At 69.8% G+C, this 25078-nt stretch carries 21 protein-coding genes and 1 pseudogene; 18 read left to right on the forward strand and 4 right to left on the reverse strand.

What is annotated here, in order from left to right; all coding sequences use genetic code 11:
* Positions 1-267: 267 nt before the first annotated feature.
* The 6 genes and pseudogenes from AC067Z_RS17630 to AC067Z_RS17655 all read left to right on the forward strand — a co-directional run.
* Complete coding sequence (locus AC067Z_RS17630) at positions 268-684, forward strand: VOC family protein (RefSeq protein WP_478790432.1); 417 nt, start codon at positions 268-270, stop codon at positions 682-684.
* 226 nt (positions 685-910) lie between these two features.
* A complete protein-coding gene (locus AC067Z_RS17635; protein ID WP_478790433.1) occupies positions 911-3298 on the forward strand; it encodes an ATP-binding cassette domain-containing protein in 2388 nt (795 codons plus the stop codon).
* Between the two features lie 173 nt (positions 3299-3471).
* On the forward strand, positions 3472-4410 hold the full coding sequence (locus tag AC067Z_RS17640; protein ID WP_478790434.1) for a helix-turn-helix domain-containing protein: 939 nt from the start codon (positions 3472-3474) through the stop codon (positions 4408-4410).
* The gene (locus AC067Z_RS17645; RefSeq protein ID WP_478790435.1) at positions 4407-5036 is read left to right on the forward strand and encodes a GNAT family N-acetyltransferase; all 630 of its coding nucleotides are present in this window, start codon (positions 4407-4409) and stop codon (positions 5034-5036) included. Before AC067Z_RS17640 ends, AC067Z_RS17645 begins: the two co-directional genes overlap by 4 nt.
* Positions 5037-5080: 44 nt before the next feature.
* The gene (locus AC067Z_RS17650; protein WP_478790436.1) at positions 5081-5515 is read left to right on the forward strand and encodes a RidA family protein; all 435 of its coding nucleotides are present in this window, start codon (positions 5081-5083) and stop codon (positions 5513-5515) included.
* Between the two features lie 95 nt (positions 5516-5610).
* Positions 5611-5799, forward strand: a pseudogene (locus AC067Z_RS17655) (transposase); the annotation flags it as partial.
* Positions 5800-5857: 58 nt separating this feature from the next.
* On the opposite strand, the gene AC067Z_RS17660 reads toward AC067Z_RS17655, so the two are convergent.
* Positions 5858-6565 (reverse strand): hypothetical protein, encoded by a 708-nt coding sequence (locus tag AC067Z_RS17660; RefSeq protein WP_478790437.1) that lies wholly within the window; start codon positions 6563-6565, stop codon positions 5858-5860.
* A 439-nt stretch (positions 6566-7004) separates the two neighbouring features.
* Here AC067Z_RS17660 and AC067Z_RS17665 point away from each other — a divergent pair, with 439 nt between their 5' ends.
* Positions 7005-7553: a DUF1062 domain-containing protein gene (locus tag AC067Z_RS17665; RefSeq protein ID WP_478790438.1), complete on the forward strand. Its 549-nt coding sequence runs from the start codon at positions 7005-7007 to the stop codon at positions 7551-7553.
* A gap of 76 nt (positions 7554-7629) precedes the next feature.
* Here AC067Z_RS17665 and AC067Z_RS17670 read toward each other — a convergent pair whose 3' ends face one another.
* A complete protein-coding gene (locus AC067Z_RS17670) occupies positions 7630-9612 on the reverse strand; it encodes a SulP family inorganic anion transporter (RefSeq protein WP_478790439.1) in 1983 nt (660 codons plus the stop codon).
* A 51-nt stretch (positions 9613-9663) separates the two neighbouring features.
* Positions 9664-10266, reverse strand: coding sequence for a carbonic anhydrase (locus tag AC067Z_RS17675; RefSeq protein ID WP_478790440.1), 603 nt, complete (start codon positions 10264-10266; stop codon positions 9664-9666).
* 337 nt (positions 10267-10603) lie between these two features.
* Between AC067Z_RS17675 and AC067Z_RS17680 the strand changes: the two genes are divergently transcribed.
* Entirely contained in the window at positions 10604-11431 is an 828-nt protein-coding gene (locus tag AC067Z_RS17680; protein WP_478790441.1) for a response regulator transcription factor, read from the forward strand.
* Positions 11428-13053, forward strand: a complete 1626-nt coding sequence (locus AC067Z_RS17685; RefSeq protein ID WP_478790442.1) for a sensor histidine kinase — start codon at positions 11428-11430, stop codon at positions 13051-13053. Before AC067Z_RS17680 ends, AC067Z_RS17685 begins: the two co-directional genes overlap by 4 nt.
* Positions 13054-13105: 52 nt before the next feature.
* On the opposite strand, the gene AC067Z_RS17690 is transcribed toward AC067Z_RS17685, so the two are convergent.
* The gene (locus tag AC067Z_RS17690) at positions 13106-13675 is read right to left on the reverse strand and encodes an adenylosuccinate lyase (protein WP_478790443.1); all 570 of its coding nucleotides are present in this window, start codon (positions 13673-13675) and stop codon (positions 13106-13108) included.
* Positions 13676-13994: 319 nt separating this feature from the next.
* Here AC067Z_RS17690 and AC067Z_RS17695 point away from each other — a divergent pair, with 319 nt between their 5' ends.
* The 9 genes from AC067Z_RS17695 to pssA all read left to right on the forward strand — a co-directional run bounded on the left by AC067Z_RS17695 (position 13995) and on the right by pssA (position 24941).
* The gene (locus tag AC067Z_RS17695) at positions 13995-15776 is read left to right on the forward strand and encodes a 3-hydroxyacyl-CoA dehydrogenase family protein (RefSeq protein WP_478790444.1); all 1782 of its coding nucleotides are present in this window, start codon (positions 13995-13997) and stop codon (positions 15774-15776) included.
* Positions 15777-15873: 97 nt separating this feature from the next.
* Complete coding sequence (locus AC067Z_RS17700; RefSeq protein WP_478790645.1) at positions 15874-16734, forward strand: TetR family transcriptional regulator; 861 nt, start codon at positions 15874-15876, stop codon at positions 16732-16734.
* 478 nt (positions 16735-17212) lie between these two features.
* A complete protein-coding gene (ccrA, locus tag AC067Z_RS17705; RefSeq protein ID WP_478790445.1) occupies positions 17213-18550 on the forward strand; it encodes a crotonyl-CoA carboxylase/reductase in 1338 nt (445 codons plus the stop codon).
* Positions 18551-18560: 10 nt separating this feature from the next.
* Complete coding sequence (locus tag AC067Z_RS17710; RefSeq protein ID WP_478790446.1) at positions 18561-20573, forward strand: protein meaA; 2013 nt, start codon at positions 18561-18563, stop codon at positions 20571-20573.
* Positions 20570-21544 (forward strand): HpcH/HpaI aldolase/citrate lyase family protein, encoded by a 975-nt coding sequence (locus tag AC067Z_RS17715; protein ID WP_478790447.1) that lies wholly within the window; start codon positions 20570-20572, stop codon positions 21542-21544. The genes AC067Z_RS17710 and AC067Z_RS17715 overlap by 4 nt, the downstream gene beginning before the upstream one ends.
* Before the next feature lie 5 nt (positions 21545-21549).
* A complete protein-coding gene (locus AC067Z_RS17720) occupies positions 21550-22062 on the forward strand; it encodes a MaoC family dehydratase (RefSeq protein WP_190159287.1) in 513 nt (170 codons plus the stop codon).
* A 2-nt stretch (positions 22063-22064) separates the two neighbouring features.
* A complete protein-coding gene (locus AC067Z_RS17725; RefSeq protein WP_478790448.1) occupies positions 22065-23270 on the forward strand; it encodes an acyl-CoA dehydrogenase family protein in 1206 nt (401 codons plus the stop codon).
* Positions 23271-23440: 170 nt separating this feature from the next.
* A complete protein-coding gene (locus AC067Z_RS17730) occupies positions 23441-24088 on the forward strand; it encodes a phosphatidylserine decarboxylase (RefSeq protein ID WP_478790449.1) in 648 nt (215 codons plus the stop codon).
* A complete protein-coding gene (gene pssA, locus AC067Z_RS17735) occupies positions 24081-24941 on the forward strand; it encodes a CDP-diacylglycerol--serine O-phosphatidyltransferase (protein ID WP_478790646.1) in 861 nt (286 codons plus the stop codon). The genes AC067Z_RS17730 and pssA overlap by 8 nt, the downstream gene beginning before the upstream one ends.
* The last annotated feature ends 137 nt before the right edge of the window (positions 24942-25078 follow it).

Genomic DNA, 25078 nt, shown 5'->3' on the forward strand with positions numbered 1-25078 from the left:
CCGGTCCGACAACCGCTCACCCGACGACTTCACCTGTCCAGGCCTTGGCACACCACATCCAACGACCAACACCAGCCAAAGTCACCGGTATTGGGGCTAGGCCCCGTCCTGCGATCTTGTCGGGCCCTCGACGACAGCTACGGCACCTCGCTGGACCGCCCGTACGGGACCTGGGGTCTTCCGTTCGGATCCTGCCGCCGGGATCCGCACGCGACCGGTCAGGAATGGAGAAGCGAAACCCGACCCCCCGCCCGTAGCGTGAAACGCATGGACATCAACCTTTCGCAGTGCTTCATCGCCGTCGACGACCACGACAAGGCGCTCGCCTTCTACCGGGACGTTCTCGGCCTGGAGGTGCGCAACGACGTCGGTTTCGAGGGGATGCGCTGGGTGACCGTCGGCTCGCCGTCGCAGCCCGATGTGGACATCGTCCTCGAGCCGCCGCTCGCGGACCCGAACGCCTCCGACGCCGACAGGCAGGCAGTGGCCGAGCTGATGGCAAAGGGCATGCTGCGCGGCGTCATCTTCCGGACCGACGACTGCGACGCCACGTTCGAACGCATCCGCGCGGCGGGCGGCGATGTGCTGCAGGAGCCGATCGACCAGCCGTACGGCGTCCGCGACTGCGCCTTCCGCGACCCGGCCGGCAACATGCTGCGCTTCAGCCAGCCTCGCAAGCAGTGAACTGATCGGTCCGACACCACGGCCGGCGCGCCGCGCGGCCGGGGTGTCGGACGTGCGTCGCGCCACCACGGCCAACACCACGGATCGCGTGGACAGTGGACCGTTGCCGCGACCGTGCCGACGAACAAGAATCGGACGCAACTCTCGAAGCCGGTCGGATCGAGCGGGACGACGCCGACGGAGACCGCGACGGCGGCCCCGCTCAACAGATGGAGACACGACAAGCATGGCCACAAGAACGGACACGCAGTCGCCTGCGCAGCATGTTGCCGACGCCCACGATCTGATCCGCGTGCACGGCGCGCGCGTGAACAACCTCAAGGACGTCAGCGTCGAGATTCCGAAGCGTCGGCTGACGGTGTTCACCGGCGTCTCCGGCTCGGGCAAGAGCTCGCTGGTGTTCGACACGATCGCCGCGGAGTCGCAGCGGATGATCAACGAGACGTACAGCTCCTTCGTGCAGGGTTTCATGCCCAACCTCGCACGGCCCGACGTCGACGTGCTCGACGGTCTGACGACCGCGATCAGCGTCGACCAGCAGCGCATGGGATCCGACCCACGCTCCACGGTCGGCACCGCCACCGACGCCAACGCGATGCTGCGCATCCTGTTCAGCCGGCTCGGCAAGCCGCACATCGGCTCCGCTCAGGCGTTCTCCTTCAACGTCGCCTCGATCAGCGGGGCGGGCGCGGTCACCGTGCAGAAGGCCGGGAAGGCCGTGAAGGAGCGGCGCAGCTTCAGCATCACCGGCGGCATGTGTGGGCGCTGCGAGGGCCGGGGCAAGGTCACCGACATCGACCTCACCCAGCTGTACGACGACTCCAAGTCGCTCGCCGAGGGCGCGTTCACCATCCCCGGCTGGAAGTCGGACAGCCAGTGGACCGTGCAGGTCTACGCCCAGTCCGGCTTCGTCGACCCGGACAAGCCGATCCGCAGGTACACCAAGAAGGAGCTGCAGGACTTCCTCTACGGGGAGCCGGTCAAGGTCAAGGTCAACGGCGTCAACCTCACCTACGAGGGGCTCATCCCCAAGATCCAGAAGTCGTTCCTGTCCAAGGACAAGGAGGCGATGCAGCCGCACATCCGGGCGTTCGTGGAGCGGGCGGTCACCTTCACCACCTGCCCCGAATGTGACGGCACCCGGCTGAACGAGGGCGCGCGCTCGTCGAAGATCAAGCGGAAGAGCATCGCCGACTGCTGCTCCATGGAGATCAGGGACCTGGCCGAGTGGGTCCGCTCTCTCAAGGAGCCTTCGGTGGCGCCGCTGCTCACCACACTGCAGCGGACGCTCGACTCGTTCGTGGAGATCGGGCTCGGCTATCTCTCGCTCGATCGTCCCGCGGGCACGCTGTCGGGCGGCGAGGCGCAGCGCGTCAAGATGATCCGCCACCTCGGCTCCTCGCTCACCGACGTCACGTACGTCTTCGACGAGCCGACGATCGGGCTGCACCCGCATGACATCCAGCGGATGAACGACCTGCTGCTGCAGCTGCGGGACAAGGGCAACACGGTGCTCGTCGTCGAGCACAAGCCGGAGGCGATCGCGATCGCCGACCACGTCGTCGACCTCGGCCCCGGCGCGGGTACGGCGGGCGGCACCGTCTGCTTCGAGGGCACCCTCGAGGGACTGCGGGCCAGCGGCACTGTCACCGGCCGCCATCTCGACGACCGGGCCACCCTCAAGGAAACGGTGCGCAAGGCCACCGGCGCCCTGGAGATCCGCGGCGCGACGGCGAACAACCTGCGAGACGTCGACGTCGACATCCCGCTCGGCGTGCTCACCGTCATCACCGGCGTCGCCGGTTCCGGCAAGAGCTCCCTCGTGCACGGCTCGATCCCGGCCGACGAGGGTGTGGTGGCGGTCGACCAGACCCCGATCAAGGGCTCCCGGCGCAGCAACCCGGCGACGTACACCGGACTTCTCGAGCCGATCCGCAAGGCGTTCGCCAAGGAGAACGGCGTGAAGCCGGCGCTGTTCAGCGCCAACTCCGAGGGTGCCTGCCCCACTTGCAACGGGGCCGGCGTCATCTACACCGACCTGGCGATGATGGCCGGGGTGGCCACCACCTGTGAGCAGTGCGAGGGCAAGCGGTTCGACGCCTCGGTGCTCGATTACCACCTCGGCGGCCGCGACATCAGCGAGGTGCTCGCGATGTCGGTGACCGAGGCCGAGGAGTTCTTCGGCGCCGGCGAGGCCCACACGCCCGCCGCGCACAAGATCCTCGACCGGCTCGCCGACGTCGGGCTCGGCTATCTCACCCTCGGCCAGCCGCTCACCACGCTGTCCGGCGGCGAGCGGCAGCGGCTCAAGCTGGCCACCCACATGGGCGACAAGGGCGGCGTCTACGTTCTCGACGAGCCGACCACGGGCCTCCACCTCGCCGACGTCGAGCACCTCCTCGGCCTGCTCGACCGGCTCGTCGACTCCGGCAAGTCGGTGATCGTCATCGAGCACCACCAGGCGGTCATGGCGCACGCCGACTGGATCATCGACCTCGGCCCCGGTGCCGGCCACGACGGCGGCAAGATCGTCTTCGAGGGCACCCCCGCCGACCTGGTCGCCAAGCGCTCCACCCTCACCGGCGAGCACCTCGCGGAGTACGTCAGCAGCTGACGGGCCCGCTCGCACATCGACCGCCACGGGCAGGCACCACGTGGCGACCTGCGGCCACCGCCTGATCTTCGTTCGTCCTCACGACGTACGGTGATCACCGGTGGCCGCAGGCGATCGGTGCCGCGGACGCGCGGGCTTGCGTCTCCTCCAGGGGGAGACCCGAAGGTGGGGGCATGAACGGCGACACGCTCTGCTCGATCGGCGAACTGGCCCTGCGCACCGGCCTCACGGTGAAGACCATCCGGTTCTGGTCCGACCAGGGGATCGTGACACCGACCGGCCGCACCCCGGCCGGCTACCGCCTGTACGACGCCGACGCCGCGTCGCGCCTGGACCTCGTGCGGACCCTGCGCGAACTGGGAGTGGACCTCGCGACCGTCCGCAGGGTGCTGAACCGGGAGCTGCCGCTGACGGAGGTCGCCGCAGCGCACGCCGAGGCACTGGACGTACAGATCCGTGTGCTGCGCCGGCGGCGCGCGGTACTGACAGCGGTCGCCGAACGCGGGTCCACCCCCGAGGAGATGGATCTCATGCACAGACTGGCCACACTCTCCGAGGACCAGCGCCGAGGTCTGGTGGGCGACTTCCTCGACGCCGTCTTCGGCGGATTCGGCACCGACGAAGCATTCGCCGGGATCATGCGCTCGATGACCCCGGAGCTGCCCGACCGTCCCACCACGGAACAGCTGCGGGCCTGGGTCGAGCTGGCGGAGCTGGCCCAGGAGCCGGAATTCCGGGCCGAGTTGCGCCGGACGGCCGAGGACCACGCGGCCGGGCGCACACCTGGCGCCACGGCTCCGCAGCCCGACCTCGCCGCGACGGTCCGCGACGTGGTGGGCCCCGCCCTGGCCGCGGGCATCGCACCGGCATCGGTCCGGGCCGAGCCCGTCGTCGCGGCGCTCACCGCCCGCTGCGCGCGACTCCTCGGCAGTCCCGCCGACGACACCCGGCTGCCCCGACTGCTGCTGACGCGGCTGCGGAGGATCGACCGCCCTCGCAGGGACAGGTACTTCCGCCTGCTCGCGACGATCAACGACTGGCCCGCACCGCAGTCTCCGGGACCGGCGCTCGACTGGTCCGTGCGGGCACTGCGGGCAAGGACACCGCGATGACCGCATCGACCGGCCCGTCGGCGGGCATCACAGCCGTCCTGCGAGCGGACGGAACACCCTCTGCTCCTGCGCTCGTTCTTCGTCCCTGGTGCCTGGCGGACGCCTCCGCCCTCGTCGAGGCGTATCGCGATCCCGTGTTGCGGCGCCTGACCTCCACGACCCTGGACGACGTCACGGAGGCGGCGCGGTGGGTCGGGGTCCAGCAGCAGGGCTGGGCGGCGGGCGAGCGATTCGCCTTCGCCGTCCGGGAGGAGTCCGCCGAGGCCGGCCGCCTCCTCGGCAACGTGGTCCTGAAGAGGGCGGACACCGGCGCCGCTTCAGCCGAGGTCGGTTACTGGACGGCGGTCGAAGCCCGCGGCCGGGGCATCGCCCCGCGGGCTCTCGAAGCGCTCGGTGCCTGGGCCTTCGACACGTTCGGGACCGAGGGGCTGGAACGCCTGGAACTGCTCCACCAGGTGGACAACGAGGCGTCGTGCCGGGTCGCGCAGAAGTGCGGCTACGAGTTCGCCCGGCTCCTGCCCGCATGGCCGCCCGCCTTCCCGCTGGAAGGCCATCTGCATGTGCGGCGTGCGGACCGCGCTGAGCCCGGGTACCCGGATCCGGACGGCGGGACGGTCCTGCCCTGACGGCCGGAGTGCCGAGGCGCCGCGCCGTGGGCGAGGATGTGCGCATGTCCTCTCACCTCACGCATGTACGTGCCCCCGAGGGTGTTGCGCCCGGCAACGGCTACAGCCATGTCGTCCTCGGCACCGGCCGCTTCGTGGCGGTCTCCGGCCAATGCGCCTTCGCCGAGGACGGAACTGTCGTCGGTGTGGACGACCCGGCGGCCCAGGCGCGGCAGGTGTTCGCGAACCTCCGCCGCTGCCTGGCCGCGGCAGGCGCCTCGTTCGACGACGTCATCAAACTGACGTACTTCGTGACCGACATCGCCCATCTCCCGGCGGTCAGGGCGGCACGCGACGAGGTGATCGACCCCGTGCGGCAGCCGTCGAGCTCGGCCGTGCAGGTCGCGGCCCTGATTCGGCCCGAACTGCTCGTCGAGATCGAGGCGTTCGCCATCCTCCCTGACGCGGGGGACGCGAACGAGGGGGACGAAACACCGTAGGTCCTGTCTCCCCGATCGCACGTGTTCCGTACGAGCGGGACACTCCGGGGACGCAAGCGGCATCCGGACGTGCTGGTGTTCCAGGGCACCCTCGGGTGAAGCCCGTGATCGCACGACGCGGCACCGATCACGGCTCCGGTCTGGGCACTCAACGCTCGGTCGTCGAGCGCGCCTTCGCCCACCTGCACTGGTTCCGCCGCCTGCGGATCCGCTGGGAGATCCGCGACGACATCCACGCAGCCTTCCTCACCCTCGGATGCGCCCTGATCTGCTGGAGGCGTCTTGCCGCGTCACGGCGGCAGTCGGTCTCTGCGCCAGAAGGTCCTGAAGCATGGCAGCCAGTCAGTGCACAAAATCCCCGCACTCCGCCGGATACAGCACGGCACCTGGCGGCAGTTCGCCCGGATGCCGGGCGATCACCCGCAGGCATGCTTCGAGAGAGCCCTCTGCGGGCGGGTATTCGAGGGTGAGTCCGCTCAGCATGGTGATGGCTCCAGCGAGATGCATTTCCGCCGCGTGTACGCCGTCGGGGAGACAGCCGGCCAGGATGCCGAAGGCTGCCGTGTCGCCGCTGTCGGCGATGCACTCGCGGATCTCGAAGCGCCAGTGCGCGGCCGCGTCGGCCAGCAATGACTTGCCCCTCTTGCCCAGCCCGGCAAGGAAATCGGCGCGAGCTCGCAAGTGGTGGGCGATGGCACAGCAGAGGGGAACCACGGTGCCGCCAGAACCTGCCACCCGGGTGTACCCGGCATGCGGGTAGCACGACAGAGCCTCATCAAGCAGCCCCAACGCGGTGTCCCGCGCCGCCGCGTGACCCTGCTGGGCGATGTCCAGGAGCAGCGGGGCCGCAACCACAGCCGCTGGGAACACCGCGCCACTGTGGCCATGAACAATTCCACCGCCGCCAAGCCGCGAGCCGGCCTCCGCGGCCTGTACCAGGTTCGCCGCCTCGGCCAGGGCACGTAGACCACGGGCGGCGCGATCCGGTTCATACCAGTCGGGATGGCCCGGTATGGAGTCCCAGTCCACCGCGTCGATCTCATCCAGCACGGCAGCATCCTCGCACGCGGCCGCTACCCACCGGCCAAGCTCCAACGTGACTTGAGAGTCATTCCGTCAGGAGTTCTTACTGTGGTCGGCCGACAGCACCTGGGAGATGCTCCTCTCGCACGTCCGAGCCCAGGCCGACGCCGCGGGTGCCGTCGATCGGGACGCCAACGTCGACTCCACCTCTGTCCGCGCCCACCAGCACGCCTCAGGGGCGCCCAAGGTGGCACCGTCCGCACCGCCGACCTGGCGGTGAGCCGCTCGAAAACCAGTGGAGCAGCGCCGCTGTGCGCCACTACCGTGCTGCCGAACCAAGTCGTCTGGGCAAGGACGTGCCGTTGTACACCCTGTGAGACCTCCCGAGCGCTGATCTGTCGCGCGTCGCGCATGTGCGCCGCGCTCCTTTTTGCTGCGGACTTCTCACTGAAACCGGTGTACTTCTGTGCTCAATAGCTGGATGGTCATGCCCACCTGCCTGCCGACCGTTCTCCGCCGATGCCACGTGTGCGCGTCCGAGCGCTTCCGGGCCAACGGCAAATTTCGCGTCAACGCACACCACAAGCTCCTCGACGCCTGGCTCCTCGTGCTCTGTACCGCTTGCGGGGACACGGCAAAGCTCACGGTCCTGGAGCGGATGAACGTGCGCTCCGTACGACCTGAGCTGCTGGACAGGCTGCATGACAACGACCCTGGCCTGGCAGCCGAGTTGCTCCAGGATCCGGTCGTGCAGCGCCGTAATCGCATCGCCCTCGACTGGGACGACGCCTGGCGCCTCGACACCGGCGGATCGGATCACCTGGACCGCGAGGTGATCGACGTCTCGGTCCGCTTTGCGGCGCGGATCCCTGTCCGGCCGGTGCGACTGATCGCCCAAGGCTGCGGTCTTTCGCGGGCCGAGGTCGAGAGACTGATCACGGCGGGGAAGCTCGTCTCGGCGGTCCGGCTGAGCGGCAAGCTCTCCGGCGACTTCACCTTCACGCTCAAGGGCTGAGCCCTCCTCGGGACCACGGGCCTGTCCGGCATGATCCGCCGGACAGGCCCTGGGCCGGGCCGCCCAGGCCACCGATTCACCAGTCGAGGGCCTCGTCCGGGCCGGCGGCCCTGGCGTCGTTGCGGCCGCCGTGGCCGGAGCCGGGGCCGGCGTTCGGCCGCCTCGGGGCGTTGCGGTGGTGCAGGGGCCGCGGGGCGGTACCGGTGTCGCGTCCGGGAGCCTCGCTCCTGAACGCCTCCTCCCATGCACCGATGTCGAACTCCTCGGTTGCGGCCGACCGGGTGAACTCCCCGTCGTACGCGAGTGGTTCGGGGTCGTGACCGGAACGTGCCGCCGCCCGGCCCCGGGCGAAGCGGGCCACGGGGTGCGGAAGGTCCGCTCGTTCCTCCCCCGTCGCCGCCTGCCGGGGTACGCCGCTTGCGAGCGGTGGCTCGCCGGGCCCTGCCGTCGGAGCGTCCGTCGGGCCGCCCGGGAGCATCAGTTCCACCCGGACCTTCCCGCTCCTGCGCTGCTGGGCGACGAACTCGTCGACCTGGGTGCGGCAGGCGTGGTCGAGGTGTGTCATGGCCGTGAGGTCGAGCCGGATCCGGGGACGGCCGGCCGCGGCGACGGCATCGAGCGCATCGAGCAGCTGAGGGAGCCTGATGAAGGTGGCGCTGCCCGTCATCGTCAGTTTCGCCGTGTCCCCCTCGGTGCTGTGCCGCACGGTGGTGCGGGACATGCGGAGCACGGCCAGCACGACACCCGCGGCAAGTCCGATGAGGACTCCCTCCAGCAGGGCGGTACCGAAGATCGCGACGGTGGTGACGGCCATCACGATCGCCTCCCCCTTGTCCTGCTTCCACAACCGCGGGAACTGCTCGGGCGCGAGGAGCTTCCAGCCGCTGTGCACCAGCACTCCGGCAAGCACCGTGATGGGGATCAGCGCGAGGAGGCCGGGCAGGAGCAGGGCGAAGCCCAGCAGCCACAGCCCGTGCAGGGTGCGGGAGAGCCGGGTCGTGGCGCCCGCCTGGACATTGGCCGAACTGCGCGCGACCACGGCCGTCATGGGCAGGGCGCCCAGCGTGCCGCACACCGTGTTGCCCACTCCCTGGGAGAGCAGTTCGGTGTTGTAGCGGGTGCGCGCACCGGTGTGCATACGGTCCACGGCGGCGGCGGTGAACAGGCTCTCGGCGGAGGCGATCGCCGTGAACGTGAGCACGGTGGCCAGCACGGCGGGGTCGGCCAGGGAGGCGAACTCCGCGGCTCCGGGCAGGTGCACGGAGCCCAGCAGATCGCCCACCCGGAGGGTGTTGATCCGCACCCCGGGAAGCGCGGCCACGGCCATGCCGACGCCGACGGCGACCAGCGCCGCCGGCGCCTTGCCCACGGGGCCGGGCACCTTCTTCCAGACGAAGCACAGGACGACGGTCGCGAGGCCGAGCGCCGTGGCGATCACGGCGTTGCCGGTGCTCAGGGCCGTGGTGATCAGATCGGGCAGGCCCAGCGCGTTCTCCACGGGAGTGCCCGGAGCCTTGCTGTCGGCCAGCACGTAGGACTGGCTGATCATCAGCGGCAGGCCGATACCGGCCAGCATCCCCTGGACGACGGCGACGGAGATCGCCTGGAACATCCGGCCGAGGCGGATGAGCGCGAGGCCGATCTGCAGGACACCGGATGCAAGGACGATGATGCCGAGCGTCGCCAGGCCGTGTGCGGCCACGGCCTCCGCGACGAGGGCGGCGAGTCCGGCCGCGGGCCCGCTGACCTGGAGGGTGCTGCCGCGCATCAGGCCGACGATCAGCCCGCCGACCACACCGGAGATGATGCCGAGTTCGGCGGGTGCACCGGAGGCGACCGCCACGCCGATGCACAGCGGCAGAGCGACCAGGAAGACGACGAACGACGCCGTGATCTCGGTCACGAGCGAGGCTCCGCGCAGTTCTTCGACGAGGGTGGGCGGCCGTTCCGAGGGGGCTTCGGGCGCGCGTCGGGCAGTGGCGGGAAGGTGGGGAAGGGTGGGGAGGGAGCGGCCTGCCGGGCGGGCGTGGCGGGCGCGTTTTCGGGTGGGGGAAGTCATGGGGGGTCCTCCGGGGTCCGTGCGACGGGGCCGAGCGGTCGGGGGGCGGCGTCAGCGGGCCTCGAACGTCCCCTCGTCCCCGAGTTCCAGGAGCGCTCCGGTCTCGACGCGGTAGAACCAGCCGTGCAGACGGAGGGCGCCCGCGTCCATGAGCCGGCGGGCCGCCGGATAGGAGCTCAGCACCGCGAGCTGGTGCACGACATTGCGCTGGACGATCTCTTCGAGCTGCGGTTGGGTGCCGGAGGGCGTGCCGAGGTACGGGTCGAGCGCGGGGCGCACCAGCGACAGCCACGCCTGTACGCCGGGGAGTTCGGACAGGTCGCTGCCGGAGGCGAGGGCGTCCATCGCTCCGCAGTGCGAGTGGCCGCACACCACCACGTCCCGCACCCCCAGCACGTCGAGTGCGTACTCGATGGTCGCGACCTCGCCCGAGGGGGTGCCCGTGCCGGGCGGCGGAACGATGTTGCCGGCGTTGCGCAGTTCGAAGATCCTGCCCGGTCCGGCGCCGGTGAGGAGTGCGGGGACGACGCGGGAGTCCGAACAGCTGATGACCATGGCCTCGGGCGACTGGCCGGCAGCGAGGGCGCGATAGGTGTCGGCGTCGTCGCCGAGATTCCGGTGGAAGGAACGTGCATGGTCGAGAAGGGCCTGCATGGTGCCTCCTGGGGTTCGCAGCGGCGCTCGTCTCGGGGACGGCGCCTGCGGACTGTGGCAACGACCGTAGGGAGGCAGTTGTCAGCGCCAGGCCAGCAGCACGTTAAGGCCCGCCCAGGATCCGGGCAGTTCTCTGCGGCGAGGGGGCGTGTACGCAGAACAGGGCCAAGAACGCGGGTCGTCGGGGGTGGGATGAGTCACGATCTTCCCGGCAACGTGCTGTTGTACGGTGCAGATGCCGAACTCGCCCTGCACACAAGGTCCTTGACGCGCGCCTGAGGCGCACCCGGCAGGGCCCCCGACATGCCGCCGAGAACGAACGGATGGGAAGACGACCATGCGGGTGTTGCTCATCGAGGACGACGACACCATCGCCGAGCCCCTTGCCGAGGGACTGGCCCGCTACGGGCTGACGGTGGCGCGGGTCGCCACCGGATCCGAGGCACTCGGCGCGCCCTACGAGGACATCGTTCTGCTGGATCTCGGCCTGCCGGACATCGACGGCATCGACGTCTGCCGGCACATCCGTCAGGTCTCCGACGTGCCGATCATCATGCTCACTGCGCGGGGCGAGGAGGCCGACCGGATCGTGGGCCTGGAGATCGGGGCCGACGACTACCTGGCGAAACCTTTCAGCATCCGGGAGCTGATTGCCCGGGTCCGGGCGGTCACCCGGCGCACGGCCGTCGCGGCTCAGGGCTTTGCGAGTCCGTCGGAACCGGCCCGCCCGGCGGCGGTGACCGCCGTACCGGAGGTGCCGGCCGGCACCCCGGGCCCGGCGGACGCCCCCGGCGCCGGAGCTCGAAAGGCTTTCGGCGGGGACGGATACGCCGGGCAGGGAGGGCTCGTCGTCGACCGGCGCACCCGCCAGGTGCGGCTGGGCTCCGAACAGGTCGCCCTCACGCCCAAGGAGTTCGACCTGCTGGCACTCCTGACGGAGGATCCCGGTGCCGTATACACCCGCCGGCAGATCCTCGACCAGGTGTGGGACCCGCATTTCCACGGCCCGACCAGGACTCTGGACGTGCATGTCGCCACCCTGCGGCGCAAGCTCGGCGACGCCCGTTGGATCGAGACCGTGCGCGGGGTCGGCTTCCGGCTCACCGACCACGTCTCGTTCCCCGACCCGCCGCCGTTCGCCCCGGACCGAGTGCCGCGGCCGTGACCCGTCGCCTGCGGCTGAGCTATCTCACCCTCATCGTGCTGGTGCTCATCAGCCTGGAAGTCCCGCTGGGCATCGTCTACAGCAGCGCGGAGCGACAGCGCGTCGTGCGCACCGCGGAGGACGAGGCCGAGGCTCTCGCCGCTTACGCCCGGCTCTCCCTCAGGTCGGACCAGACGGCTGCGCTCGCCCGGCGCGTGAACCACTGTGCCGAGCGGATCGGCGGAGAGGTGTTCGTGCTCGACCGCGACGGCCGGGTCCGTGCCGCGTCCCGCCCGCTGGACAACCGCGAGGCCCGGGACATGCTCGACCGGCGGCACGTGCGCGCCGCGCTGCACGGGCGGGCCGCGACCGAGGTCCGCACCAGCAGGTACGGCCGGGTGAATGGGCTGTCCGCGGCGGCACCGGTGGCCGTCGGAGCATCGCGTTCCGGCGCCGTGCACCTGTCGCTGCCCACGGAGGTGGTCTCCCAGCGGGTGCACCGGGTCTGGCTGACGCTCGCCGTTGCGGGGCTGCTCGTCCTGACGGCGTTCGCGGGACTGGGCCTTGCGGTGGCGCGCTGGACCGGTCGCCCGATCCTGGAACTGGAGGCCGTGACCGCACAACTGGCCCGCGGGGACCTCTCCGTCCGTGCGACCCTGGCGACGTCCACCGGTCCGCCCGAGGTCCGCCGGCTGGCCGGCACCTTCAACGACACCGCCGCGCGCCTGGAGCACGTGATGCAGTCGCAGCGGGCGTTCGCGGGCGAGGCGTCCCATCAGCTCAAGACACCGCTTGCCGCCCTGCGGCTGCGACTGGACAACCTGGAACCCGGTATCGCCCCCGCCGCCCGGGGCAGCCTGACCGCGGCGATGACCGAGACCGAACGGCTCGCCCGGATGGTCGAGAAACTGCTGGCCATGGCCCGGCTGGAGGAACACGCGACCGTCAGGGAGCCGGTCGACCTGGACCGGTGCGCCCGTGAACGGGCCGCCACCTGGGGCCCGTTGTTCGCCGCCCGCGGATGCCTGCTGACCCTCGCGGGTGAGCCCGTCGGCCATGCGCTCGCCGTACCGGGTGCGGTGGAACAGATTCTGGACAACCTGCTCTCCAACGCGCTGCGGGTCTCCGGGCCCGGGACCGAGGTGCGGCTGGAGACGCGGCAGGCACGCGGAACCCGCCGCGGCACGCGTGAGGCCCGGGCCCGCTGGGCGGAGTTGCACGTCATCGACCAGGGCCCGGGCCTGCCGCCCGAACACCGTGCCCGTGCCTTCGACCGTTTCTGGCGGGCACCGGGCGCGGCCGGGGGCGGCAGTGGTCTGGGCCTCGCTCTGGTGCAGCGGCTGGCCGTCGCGGGGGGCGGGCGCGCCATGCTGGAGGCGGCCCCGGGCGGCGGCCTGGACGCGTTGGTCCGTCTTCCTGCGCTGCCGCCCCGGCCGGCCGTACCGCCGCAACGTCCGGTGGAGGGTTCCCGCGCTCCCTGGACGCCGCGCCGCATGGCGGACGCCGCCCGGGCACGCCTGCGGCCCCGTACCCGCAGAAGGCTCCGGCGGCCGTCGCATGTGCCCGGTCCGGACGCACGCCCGAGCGGAGATCAGGCCGCGACGACGACCGCCGGGCCCACCTGCCAGGAACGACAGCCCTGATACTGCCCGCGCTCCTCGGGCAGCCGGACGACGGCGTGAAACGCCGGGTCCGTCAGGATTCCAGCCGCGCCAGGGCCGCGGCCGCCGCCGCCGTCAGACGGGGGTGGGGCAGGGCCGCGCGCACGACCTCGGCGGCGCGTTCGTCACCGAGAGCGCCCAGGCCCTCCACGCATGCCAGTGCCACGCGCCAGTGCGGGTCGCTCAGGTTCAGGCGGCGGGCGAGGAGGGTGATCAGTGCGGGGGCGGACTCCGGGGCGCGCAGTCGGATCAGGAGACGGACCGGGGTCAGGGCGTAGGCGACGCGTAGTTCGTTGGTGGCGAGAGCCGCCGCCGCCCGGGGCGTGCGGGGGTCGTCCAGCAGAAGGAGCGCATGGGCGGCGGAGACGCAACGTTCCGGGTCGCGGTGGTTGAGCAGCAGCACGAGGGATTCGAAGGCGCGGCGGTCACCGGCGCAGCCGAGCCGGAAAGCGGCGATCTCCCGGGCCCACAGCGGGCGTTCGCGCTCGACGAGGACCGCGGCGAGTTCCTCGGTGTCCTCGGTGACCAGCAGCCGCTCATAGGCGGCGCCGCCACCGGACTCGCTCCGAAGCCGCTGCGCGAGCGACCGTAACTCCTCGTCCATGAAGGCGAGGGTATCGACGATCGGACGGGAATTCGGGCAGCGATCCAGATCACATCACCCAGGGACTGGCGCGCTCGTTACCCGCGAGTTAACCTCATGTGAGCGGGTAACCCCCGCAACCTGCGGTGGCCTGGTGACGCAGCCACCGCCGGGAGCAGTCGGTTCGGCAGTTCTGCCGAGTAGTACGACGTGACACGGGACAGAGTCCGTCGGCCCAGTGAACGCCCGCGCGCCCTGCGCCTGTTCGGCATCCCTCATGCCGGTGGCCCTGCTGCGCGCGCTCCCCTCATCAGTCGTCACTCATCCCTGGAGTCCCCTGATGGACACCTCTCTGCACACCATCGCCGTCGTCGGACTCGGCACCATGGGCACCGGCATCGCCGAGGTGCTCGCCCGCGCCGGACGCGAGGTCATCGGCATCGACGTCAGCGACGCCGCCGCCCGCCAGGCCGTCGTCGCGCTCGAGGCCTCCACCGCCCGCGCCGTGGAGCGCGAGCGGATCACCGAGGAGGAGCGCCGCAACACCCTCGCCCGCTTCCGCACCTTCTCCGATCTCCAGGCCGCGGCCGACGCCGATCTCGTGATCGAGGTCGTGCCCGAGTCGTACGAGGTCAAGCAGCTGGTCATCCGCGAGCTGGACGCCCTCGTCCGCCCGGAGACCATCATCGCCACGGGGACGAACGCGCTGTCCGTGACCCGGCTGGCCGCCGAGTCCCAGCGCCCCGAGCGCGTGCTCGGCCTGCACTTCTTCAACCCCGCCCCGGCGATGAAGCTCGTCGAGGTCGTCTCGTCCGTGCTGACCTCGCCGAAGGCCGTCGAGTCCGTCACCGCGCTCGCCGCCGAGCTGGGCAAGGAGCCGATCGCGGTCGGCGACCGGCCCGGATTCGTGGCGGACGGCCTGCTGTTCGGCTACCTCAACCAGGCCGCGGCCATGTACGAGGCGCGCTACGCCTCCCGCGAGGACATCGACTCCGCGATGCAGCTCGGCTGCGGACTGCCGATGGGCCCGCTCGCCCTGCTGGACCTGATCGGTATCGACACCGCCCGCACCGTGCTCGACGCGATGTACGCGGAGTCCCGCGACCGGCTGCACGCCCCCACGCCGATCCTCAAGCAGCTCAGCGAGGCGGGGCTGACCGGGCGCAAGGCGGGCCGCGGCTTCTACAGCTACGCCGCCCCCGGCAGCGCCGATGTCGTGCCGGACTCGCTCACCCCGCAGCCGGCGGCGGGCTCCGGCGCGGGCCGTTCCGTCTCCTCGGTCGGCGTGGCCGGCTCGGGCACGATGGCGAGCGGCATCGCCGAGGTCTTCGCCAAGGCCGGTTACGACGTCGTTCTCGCCGCGCGCAGCCTGGAGAAGGCCGAGGCGGCCAAGGGTCTGATCACCAAGTCGCTGAACCGCTCGGTCGCCAAGGGCCGGATGACGGAGGAGGCGCGTGACGCGACGCTGGCCCGGGTGTCGCCCGCCGGTTCGCTCGACGCCTTCGCCGACGTCGACCTGGCCGTCGAGGCCGTGGCCGAGGACCTGGAGATCAAGCAGCAGCTCTTCGCGACGCTGGACAAGGTCTGCAAGCCGGGCGCGGTGCTCGCCACCACGACCTCCTCGCTGTCCGTCGTCGCCTGCGCCCGCGCCACCTCGCGCCCGCAGGACGTGATCGGCATGCACTTCTTCAACCCGGCCCCCGCCATGAAGCTGGTGGAGGTGGTCCGCACGGTCCTGACCGCGGACGACGTCCACGCGACGGTCCGCGAGGTCACGACGAAGATCAGGAAGCACCCGGTGGACTGCGGCGACCGCGCCGGCTTCATCGTGAACGCGCTGCTCTTCCCGTACCTGAACAACGCGATCCGGATGGTCGAGGAGCACTACGCCACCCTCGACGACATCGACGCCGCGATGAAACTGGGCGGCGGCTACCCGATGGGGCCGTTCCAGCTCCTCGACGTGGTCGGCCTCGATGTCTCGCTCGCCATCCAGAAGGTCCTGCACAAGGAGTTCCGCGACCCGGGTCTGGCCCCGGCGCCGCTGCTGGAGCACCTGGTGGCCGCGGGATGCCTCGGCCGCAAGACGGGTCGCGGCTTCCGCGAATATGCCCGCCGCTGATGTCGACGGCGGCTGGGGCGGGCTCCTCGGTCCGGGGAGCCCGCCCCACGCCGCGGACCGCGTCGGGCCCGACCCGCAGGCGCGCCCGGCCGAACGGATGCAGTACGTTCAGGTCATGCCCCAGCCCGCTGATCCCGCCCGCCGGCCCGGCCGCGCCGGCGCCGCGTCCGACACTCCGGAAACCGCCGCAGGCTCCCGCGCCGCCGCTCAGCGCCTGAAGATGCGCCGCGAACTCGCGGCGGCGGCCATGGAGTTGTTCGCGACGAAGGGGTACGAGGCGACGACCGTCGACGAGATCGCCGCGACGGCCGGTGTGGCGCGACGGACCTTCTTCCGTCACTTCCGCTCCAAGGAAGAGGCGATCTTCCCGGACCACGACGACACCCTGGTGCGGGCCGAGGCGGTGCTGAACGCGGCCCCGCCCCACGAGCACCCGCTCGACACGGTGTGCCGTGGCATCAAGGAGGTCATGCGGATGTACGCGGCCTCCCCCGCCGTCTCCGTCGAGCGCTACCGCCTCACCCGTGAGGTGCCGACGCTGCGGGAGCGCGAGATCGCCTCGGTGGCCCGCTACGAGCGTCTGTTCACGCGCTATCTGCTGGGCCATTTCGACGAGCGCGACCACCACGCGGGCAATGACGACCCGCTGCTGGCGGAGGTGGCCGCGTCGGCGGTCGTCACCGCGCACAACCATGTGCTGCGCCGCTGGCTGCGGGCGGGCGGTCAGGGCGACGTGGAGGCCCAGCTGGACCACGCGTTCGCGATCGTCCGTGACACGTTCGGCACGGGGATAGGAGCGGGCCGCAAGTCCGCCGCGGTCATGGCCGAGACGGCCGCTGCCGATGAGCCGGTGGCCATGGTGCGCTCCCAGGGTGAGGTCCTGGTGGCCGTGGCCCGTACGGACGCGCCACTGAGCGAGGTCATGCGCACGATCGAGCAGGCGCTCAAGGAGAACTGACCGCTCGCACCGGCAAGAGCCGCACACAGCTCACGGGAATTCACTCGTATGGCGGTATGAACCGGCTCTCACAACAGTTCACGTACCGCTACGACTGCATCACTTCACGCAAGGCCGCCCCGGTTCGGGGCGGCCTTTTGCATGGTCACAGGGGTCGTCCGATCGATCATCGCTCATATGTGTCCGCCAGATTGCATCTGAGAGAAATTCTTGGCACGCAGTGTCTTGTCACCTGGCACGCGGTGCCATACGTTGATGTTGTCCGGGCGGCCGGCGCGCAGAGACCTCTCGTGCGTCGGCTGTCCCCTCAACCGTCCCCCGGATGAGCGCCCGGACGCCTGCGTCACAGGCACCTTTCGCGCACACCAGCGCTGCCAGCAGCACCACACGCCGAACCGACGGCACACCTCCACAGCAGCAGCATCACCCGACGTACCCCTCAGCGTCCCGCCGGACGCTCTTCGCCGGAGGCAACACCGTGAAGGAAATCCTGGACGCGATCCAGTCGCCGGAGTCCACCTCCGCCGACTTCGCCGCTCTGCCGCTCCCCGAGTCCTACCGCGCGATCACCGTGCACAAGGACGAGACGGAGATATTCGCCGGCCTCGAGAGCCGCGACAAGGACCCGCGCAAGTCGATCCACCTCGACGACGTGCCCGTCCCCGAACTGGGGCCCGGTGAGGCCCTCGTCGCCGTCATGGCGAGCTCCGTCAACTACAACTCCGTGTGGACCTCGATCTTCGAGCCCGTGTCGACGTTCGGGTTCCTGGAGCGCTACGGACGCCTGTCCGAGCTGTCCAAGCGCCACGACCTGCCGTACCACATCATCGGCTCCGACCTCGCGGGCGTCGTCCTGCGCACCGGTCCCGGCGTCAACGCCTGGAACCCCGGTGACGAGGTCGTCGCGCACTGCCTCTCGGTCGAGCTGGAGTCCTCGGACGGCCACAACGACACGATGCTCGACCCCGAGCAGCGCATCTGGGGCTTCGAGACCAACTTCGGTGGCCTCGCCGAGATCGCACTGGTCAAGTCCAACCAGCTGATGCCGAAGCCGAAGCACCTCAGCTGGGAGGAGGCGGCGGCCCCCGGCCTGGTCAACTCCACCGCGTACCGTCAGCTGGTCTCCCGCAACGGCGCCGGCATGAAGCAGGGCGACAACGTCCTGATCTGGGGCGCCAGCGGCGGACTCGGCTCCTACGCCACCCAGTTCGCGCTGGCCGGCGGCGCCAACCCGATCTGTGTCGTCTCCAGCGACCAGAAGGCGGACATCTGCCGCGCGATGGGCGCCGAGGCGATCATCGACCGCAACGCCGAGGGCTACAAGTTCTGGAAGGACGAGCACAACCAGGACCCGCGCGAGTGGAAGCGGTTCGGCAAGCGCATCCGTGAACTCACCGGCGGCGAGGACGTGGACATCGTCTTCGAGCACCCCGGACGCGAGACCTTCGGCGCGAGTGTGTACGTCACCCGCAAGGGCGGCACCATCGTCACCTGCGCGTCGACGTCGGGCTACAACCACGAGTACGACAACCGCTACCTGTGGATGTCGCTGAAGCGGATCATCGGCTCGCACTTCGCGAACTACCGCGAGGCGTGGGAGGCCAACCGCCTGATCGCCAAGGGCAAGATCCACCCGACGCTCTCCAAGGTCTACTCCCTGGAGGACACCGGCCAGGCGGCGTACGACGTGCACCGCAACCTCCACCAGGGCAAGGTCGGCGTCCTCGCGCTCGCCCCGCAGGAGGGCCTCGGCGTCAGCGACCCCGAGCTGCGCGAGAAGCACATCGACGCCATCAACCGCTTCAGGAATGTCTGAGGTCTGTTAGATGACAGAGCGTAAGAAGGACCGGCCCTGGCTCATGCGGACGTACGCGGGGCATTCGACCGCCGAGGCGTCCAACGAGCTGTACCGGCGCAACCTCGCCAAGGGGCAGACGGGACTGTCGGTCGCGTTCGACCTGCCGACACAGACCGGTTACGACCCCGACCACATCCTCGCCCGCGGCGAGGTCGGCCGGGTCGGTGTGCCGGTCTCCCATCTGGGCGACATGCGCCGGCTGTTCCAGGACATCCCCCTGGAGCAGATGAACACCTCGATGACCATCAACGCCACCGCCATGTGGCTGCTGGCGCTGTACCAGGTGGTCGCCGAGGAGCAGGGCGCGGACATCACCAGGCTCCAGGGCACGACGCAGAACGACATCGTCAAGGAGTACCTGTCGCGCGGGACTCACGTCTTCCCGCCCGGTCCTTCGCTGCGCCTGACCACCGACATGATCACGTACACGGTGGCCAACATCCCCAAGTGGAATCCGATCAACATCTGCAGCTACCACCTGCAGGAGGCCGGGGCCACCCCGGTCCAGGAGATCGCGTACGCGATGTCCACCGCGATCGCCGTGCTCGACGCGGTCCGCGACTCGGGCCAGGTGCCGGCGGAGAAGTTCGGCGACGTGGTCGCCCGCATCTCGTTCTTCGTGAACGCGGGTGTCCGCTTCGTCGAGGAGATGTGCAAGATGCGCGCCTTCGGCCGCATCTGGGACAAGGTGACCCGCGAGCGGTACGGCATCGAGAACGACAAGCAGCGCCGCTTCCGTTACGGCGTGCAGGTCAACTCTCTCGGTCTGACCGAGGCTCAGCCGGAGAACAACGTCCAGCGCATCGTGCTGGAGATGCTCGCCGTGACGCTGTCCAAGGACGCGCGGGCGCGCGCCGTGCAGCTGCCCGCCTGGAACGAGGCGCTGGGTCTGCCCCGCCCCTGGGACCAGCAGTGGTCGCTGCGCATCCAGCAGGTACTGGCGCACGAGTCGGACCTGCTCGAGTACGAGGACATCTTCGCGGGCTCCCATGTCATCGAGGCGAAGGTCGGTTCCCTCGTCGACGAATGCCTCGCGGAGATCGACCGGATCCAGGAGATGGGCGGCGCCATGGCGGCCGTCGAGTCCGGTTACCTCAAGTCGCAGCTCGTGTCCTCGCACGCCGAGCGGCGGGCCCGGATCGAGGCGGGCGACGAGAAGATCATCGGCGTCAACATCTTCGAGACCACCGAGCCCAACCCGCTCACCGCGGACCTCGACACGGCGATCATGACAGTCGACCCGGCGAACGAGGCCCGGGTCGTCGCCAAGCTGCACGAGTGGCGTGCGGGTCGTGAAGAGGGGCGCGCGGCCGAATCCCTCGCGGCGCTGAAGAAGGCGGCCGCGGGGACCGAGAACCTGATGGCGGCCACCGTCGAGTGTGCGCGTGCGGGCGTCACCACCGGCGAGTGGGCCTGGGCGCTGCGTGACGTCTTCGGCGAGTTCCGTGCGCCGACGGGCGTCAGCAGCGCCCCGGTCGCCGTCACCGCCGAGGCGGGCACCCCGCTCGCCGTCGTGCGCGAGAAGGTGTCGCGCACCGCGGAGGACATCGGCGCGGGCCGGCTGCGGCTGCTGGTCGGCAAGCCCGGCCTGGACGGGCACTCCAACGGCGCCGAGCAGATCGCCGTAAGGGCCCGCGACGCCGGGTTCGAGGTGGTCTACCAGGGCATCCGGCTCACCCCGGAGCAGATCGTTTCCGCCGCCCTCGCGGAGGACGTGCACTGCGTGGGGCTGTCGATCCTGTCCGGCTCGCACGCCGAGCTGGTGCCGGATGTGCTGGAGCGGCTGCGCGAGGCCGGCGCGGCCGACATCCCCGTGATCGTCGGCGGGATCATCCCGAACGCCGACGCCGCGGACCTGAAGGCGGCGGGAGTGGCCGCCGTATTCACCCCGAAGGACTTCGGTATCACGGAGATCATCGGCCGTATCGTCGACGAGATCCGTAAAGCGAACAAGCTCGACCCTCTGGAGGTCCCCGCATGACCACGCCTGTGCACCCCGTGAACCGGCTTCGCCCCCGCCGCTCGTGTCTCGCGGTGCCGGGAAGCAACCCCCGCTTCCTGGAGAAGGCCCAGGGGCTGCCGGCCGACCAGGTCTTCCTCGACCTGGAGGACGCGTGCGCGCCGCTCGCCAAGCCGGACGCACGGCACACCATCGTGAAGTTCCTCAACGAGGGTGACTGGACCGGCAAGACGCGTGTCGTGCGGGTCAACGACTGGACCACGCACTGGACCTACCGTGACGTCGTCACCGTCGTCGAGGGCGCCGGCCAGAACCTCGACTGCATCATGCTGCCGAAGGTCCAGACCGCCGAGCAGGTCGTCGCACTCGACCTGCTGCTCACCCAGATCGAGAAGACGATGGGCTTCGAGGTCGGCAAGATCGGCATCGAGGCGCAGATCGAGAACGCGCAGGGCCTCAACAACGTCAACGCGATCGCGCAGGCCTCCCCGCGCGTCGAGACGATCATCTTCGGCCCGGCCGACTTCATGGCCTCCATCAACATGAAGTCCCTGGTCGTCGGCGAGCAGCCGCCCGGCTACCCCGCGGACGCCTACCACTACATCCTGATGAAGATCCTCATGGCCGCCCGCGCCAACAACCTCCAGGCGATCGACGGCCCCTACCTCCAGATCCGCAACATCGACGGCTACCGCGCCGTCGCCCAGCGCGCCGCGGCCCTCGGCTTCGACGGCAAGTGGGTGCTGCACCCGGGCCAGGTCGAGGCGTCCAACGAGATCTTCTCGCCCTCGCAGGAGGACTACGACCACGCCGAGCTGATCCTGGACGCGTACGACTACTACACGTCCGAGGCAGGCGGCAAGAAGGGCTCCGCGATGCTCGGCGACGAGATGATCGACGAGGCCAGCCGCAAGATGGCGCTGGTCGTCTCCGGCAAGGGCCGCGCCGCCGGCATGCAGCGCACCAGCAAGTTCGAGATCCCGGAGGCCTGAGCCACATGCAGTTCGGACGCACGTACGAGGAGTTCGAGGTCGGGGCCGTCTACAAGCACTGGCCCGGAAAGACGGTCACGGAGTACGACGACCACCTCTTCTGTCTCCTCACGATGAACCACCACCCCCTCCACATGGACGCCAACTATGCGGAGAACACCACGGACTTCGGCAAGAACGTCGTGGTGGGGAACTACATCTACTCGCTGCTGCTCGGCATGTCCGTCCCGGACGTCTCCGGCAAGGCGATCGCCAACCTGGAGATCGAGTCGCTGCGGCACGTGGCGCCGACGTTCCACGGCGACACCATCTACGGCGAGACCACCGTCCTCGACAAGACGCCGTCGAAGTCGAAGAACGACCGCGGCATCGTCTACGTCGAGACCAAGGGCTACAAGCAGGACGGCACGCTCGTCTGCGTCTTCAGGCGCAAGGTGATGGTCCCGACCGAGACGTACATCAAGGAGCGCGGCGGCGAGCAGCCCGGCCGCCCGGAGCTGAAGGCACAGGAGAAGTAGTCATGGCCCGACTCGCCCAGACCGCTGGTCTGACCGACGTCCAGCAGGAGATCCTGTCCACCGTCCGGGACTTCGTCGACAAGGAGATCATCCCTGTCGCCACCCAGCTGGAGCACAAGGACGAGTACCCGCAGCAGATCGTCGACGGCCTCAAGGAACTCGGCCTGTTCGGCCTGATGATCCCGGAGGAGTACGGCGGCCTGGGCGAGTCCCTTCTCACCTACGCGCTGTGCGTCGAGGAGATCGCCCGTGGCTGGATGTCCGTCTCGGGCATCATCAACACGCACTTCATCGTGGCGTACATGCTCAAGCAGCACGGCACGCAGGAGCAGAAGGACACCTTCCTGCCGCGCATGGCGCTGGGCGAGGTGCGGGGCGCGTTCTCGATGTCCGAGCCCGGCCTCGGTTCGGACGTGTCGGCCATCACCTCCAAGGGTGTGAAGGACGGCGACGAGTACGTCCTCAACGGGCAGAAGATGTGGCTGACGAACGGTGGAACGTCCACGCTGGTGGCCGTTCTGTGCCGGAGTGACGAAGGACACCCCGAGGGCACGGCCCCGCACAAGTCGATGACGACCTTCCTCGTCGAGAAGGAGCCCGGCTTCGGAGAGGTCCGCCCCGGCCTCACCATCCCCGGGAAGATCGACAAGATGGGTTACAAGGGCGTCGACACGACCGAACTCATCATGGACGGACTGCGCATTCCGGCCAATCGGGTCCTCGGCGGCACCACGGGCCGAGGGTTTTACCAAATGATGGACGGCGTCGAGGTCGGCCGCGTCAACGTCGCCGCCCGTGGCTGCGGCGTCGCCCAGCGTGCCTTCGAGCTGGGTGTCTCGTATGCCCAGCAGCGTCACACTTTCGGCAAGGCGATCGCCCAGCACCAGGCCATTCAGTTCAAGCTGGCCGAGATGGCTACCAAGGTCGAGGCCGCCCATGCGATGATGGTGAACGCGGCACGCAAAAAGGACTCCGGGGAGCGAAACGACCTGGAGGCAGGGATGGCGAAGTACCTCGCCTCCGAATACTGCAAGGAAGTCGTCGAGGACGCCTTCCGGATCCACGGCGGCTACGGCTTCTCCAAGGAGTACGAGATCGAGCGCCTCTACCGAGAGGCTCCGATGCTGCTGATCGGTGAGGGTACCGCCGAAATCCAGAAAATGATCATTGGTCGTCGGCTGCTCGAGGAGTACCGATTCCAGGGTTGATTGTCGCTTTTGGGCCGGTAAGGCCGCGAAGGAGATCACACCCTGTGATCATCTTCCGGCCTCCGACTCGGCTTCCGGCTTTCCCAGTTGTGCTCCGCACCCGATAACATCGGCCGGAAAGCCGCCGTCCCCCGTTGCCAGCGCGGCATCATCCGCTACGAAGGTCATCCATGCCCCACAGCCAAACCTCTGCACCACGCGGCCGCGTCCGCCTTGCGCGCGGAGCATCGCCGTGGCTTCTGCCGACCGTCGCCACCGCTGCTCTCAGCCTGGCCCGCGCCCGCCGTTCGCGGCGGGCTGCGGCCATTGCCGTGCCCACCACCGCGCTCGCGGCGGGCATGTTGTGGTTCTTCCGCGACCCCGAGCGCGAGATCGCGTCCGGCCGCGTCATCTCCCCCGCCGACGGCGTGGTGCAGAGCATCATGCCGTGGAAGGACGGGCGCACCCGCGTCGCGATCTTCATGAGCCCGCTCAATGTGCATGTCAATCGCGCCCCGCTCGCGGGCACGGTGACGTCGGTCGAGCACATCCCCGGCGGCTTCGTCCCCGCGTTCAACAAGGAGAGCGAGAACAACGAGCGCGTTGTCTGGCACTTCGACACCGAACTCGGCGACATCGAGATGGTGCAGATCGCCGGCGCGGTCGCACGGCGCATCGTGCCGTACATTCCGCAGGGCACCAAGGTGGAGCAGGGAGAGCGCATCGGCCTGATCCGCTTCGGCTCGCGCGTCGACATCTACCTTCCGGAAGGTGTGGACGTCGCCGTCGAGGTCGGTCAGACCACGACTGCGGGGGTGACTCGCATTGACCGTGATTGATCCCGACACACAGGCTTCCAACTGGGTCGCGGAGTCCGAGGAAGAGGACGACGCGGAGGAGATGCCGCTCTCTCTGCGGCTGTCGATAGCGGACACCCTCACGCTCGGTAACGCCACGTGCGGATTCATGGCGGTGTACTTCACCACCACCGGAATCCTCATCCCGCATCTGCAGGGCAGCCAGGAGACCGGCATGGCGCGGCACAGTGCCGCGACCGCCGTGATCCTGATGCTGCTGGCGGCGATCTTCGACCTCTGCGACGGGCTCGTGGCCCGCAAGCTGCGGTCGTCGCCGATGGGCGCGGAGCTGGACAACCTCTCCGACCTGATCAGCTTCGGTCTCGCGCCGGCGTACTTCGTGCTGGTCTACGGCATGGTCGCGGACGACGCGCACCAGCGGGTGTCGGCGGTGGCCGCGATCGTCGTGCTGCTGGCGGTCGTGCTACGACTCGCCAGATTCTCGTGCGTGACGATGAAGGACGGCATGTTCCAGGGCATGCCGAGCCCCTTCGGCGCGCTCACGGTCGTCTCGATCGTGCTGCTCGAGCTGCCGTTCATCCCGACGCTGCTCGCGATCATCGGTACGGCCTGGCTCATGGTCAGCCGGGTCGAGTACCCGAAGCCGCGGGGTGTCCTCGCGGTGGCGATGCTCGGCTGGATCGTGGCGGCGATGGGCATGCTGGCGGCGTGGGCGTTCGACGCGCCGGGCGGCCAGGTGCTGCTGCAGATGGGCTGTGCGCTGCAGATCGTGATGGCGGCGACGATTCCGCTGTTCGCGACGGCACGACGGGTGAACACGTTCCGTGACAACCGTCGCGAGTCGCGCGAGGCACGGGCGGCGGAGGCGCCGTAGGCGCCGCATGTCTTGACCGTTGAGGGCCCCGGATGCGTTTCGCATCCGGGGCCTTTGCGTTGCCGGGGCCGGGGGGCCGGTCCGGGGTGGTTGCGGGGGCCGGGCCCGGGGTCACCCGCCGGGACCGACGCCCCGCT

The organism is Streptomyces sp. NPDC043812 (genome assembly GCF_056436245.1).

Excerpts from the sequence above, each read along its gene's own strand:
- AC067Z_RS17720 (WP_190159287.1), top strand. The coding sequence starts at position 21,550 with ATGCAGTTCGGACGCACGTACGAGGAGTTCGAGGTCGGGGCCGTCTAC.
- AC067Z_RS17630 (WP_478790432.1), top strand. The coding sequence starts at position 268 with ATGGACATCAACCTTTCGCAGTGCTTCATCGCCGTCGACGACCACGAC.
- AC067Z_RS17710 (WP_478790446.1), top strand. The coding sequence starts at position 18,561 with ATGACAGAGCGTAAGAAGGACCGGCCCTGGCTCATGCGGACGTACGCG.
- AC067Z_RS17730 (WP_478790449.1), top strand. The coding sequence starts at position 23,441 with ATGCCCCACAGCCAAACCTCTGCACCACGCGGCCGCGTCCGCCTTGCG.
- AC067Z_RS17650 (WP_478790436.1), top strand. The coding sequence starts at position 5,081 with ATGTCCTCTCACCTCACGCATGTACGTGCCCCCGAGGGTGTTGCGCCC.
- AC067Z_RS17640 (WP_478790434.1), top strand. The coding sequence starts at position 3,472 with ATGAACGGCGACACGCTCTGCTCGATCGGCGAACTGGCCCTGCGCACC.
- AC067Z_RS17700 (WP_478790645.1), top strand. The coding sequence starts at position 15,874 with ATGCAGTACGTTCAGGTCATGCCCCAGCCCGCTGATCCCGCCCGCCGG.
- AC067Z_RS17695 (WP_478790444.1), top strand. The coding sequence starts at position 13,995 with ATGGACACCTCTCTGCACACCATCGCCGTCGTCGGACTCGGCACCATG.
- AC067Z_RS17670 (WP_478790439.1), bottom strand. The coding sequence starts at position 9,612 with ATGACTTCCCCCACCCGAAAACGCGCCCGCCACGCCCGCCCGGCAGGC.
- AC067Z_RS17645 (WP_478790435.1), top strand. The coding sequence starts at position 4,407 with ATGACCGCATCGACCGGCCCGTCGGCGGGCATCACAGCCGTCCTGCGA.
- AC067Z_RS17690 (WP_478790443.1), bottom strand. The coding sequence starts at position 13,675 with ATGGACGAGGAGTTACGGTCGCTCGCGCAGCGGCTTCGGAGCGAGTCC.
- AC067Z_RS17675 (WP_478790440.1), bottom strand. The coding sequence starts at position 10,266 with ATGCAGGCCCTTCTCGACCATGCACGTTCCTTCCACCGGAATCTCGGC.
- AC067Z_RS17715 (WP_478790447.1), top strand. The coding sequence starts at position 20,570 with ATGACCACGCCTGTGCACCCCGTGAACCGGCTTCGCCCCCGCCGCTCG.
- AC067Z_RS17680 (WP_478790441.1), top strand. The coding sequence starts at position 10,604 with ATGCGGGTGTTGCTCATCGAGGACGACGACACCATCGCCGAGCCCCTT.
- AC067Z_RS17635 (WP_478790433.1), top strand. The coding sequence starts at position 911 with ATGGCCACAAGAACGGACACGCAGTCGCCTGCGCAGCATGTTGCCGAC.
- AC067Z_RS17725 (WP_478790448.1), top strand. The coding sequence starts at position 22,065 with ATGGCCCGACTCGCCCAGACCGCTGGTCTGACCGACGTCCAGCAGGAG.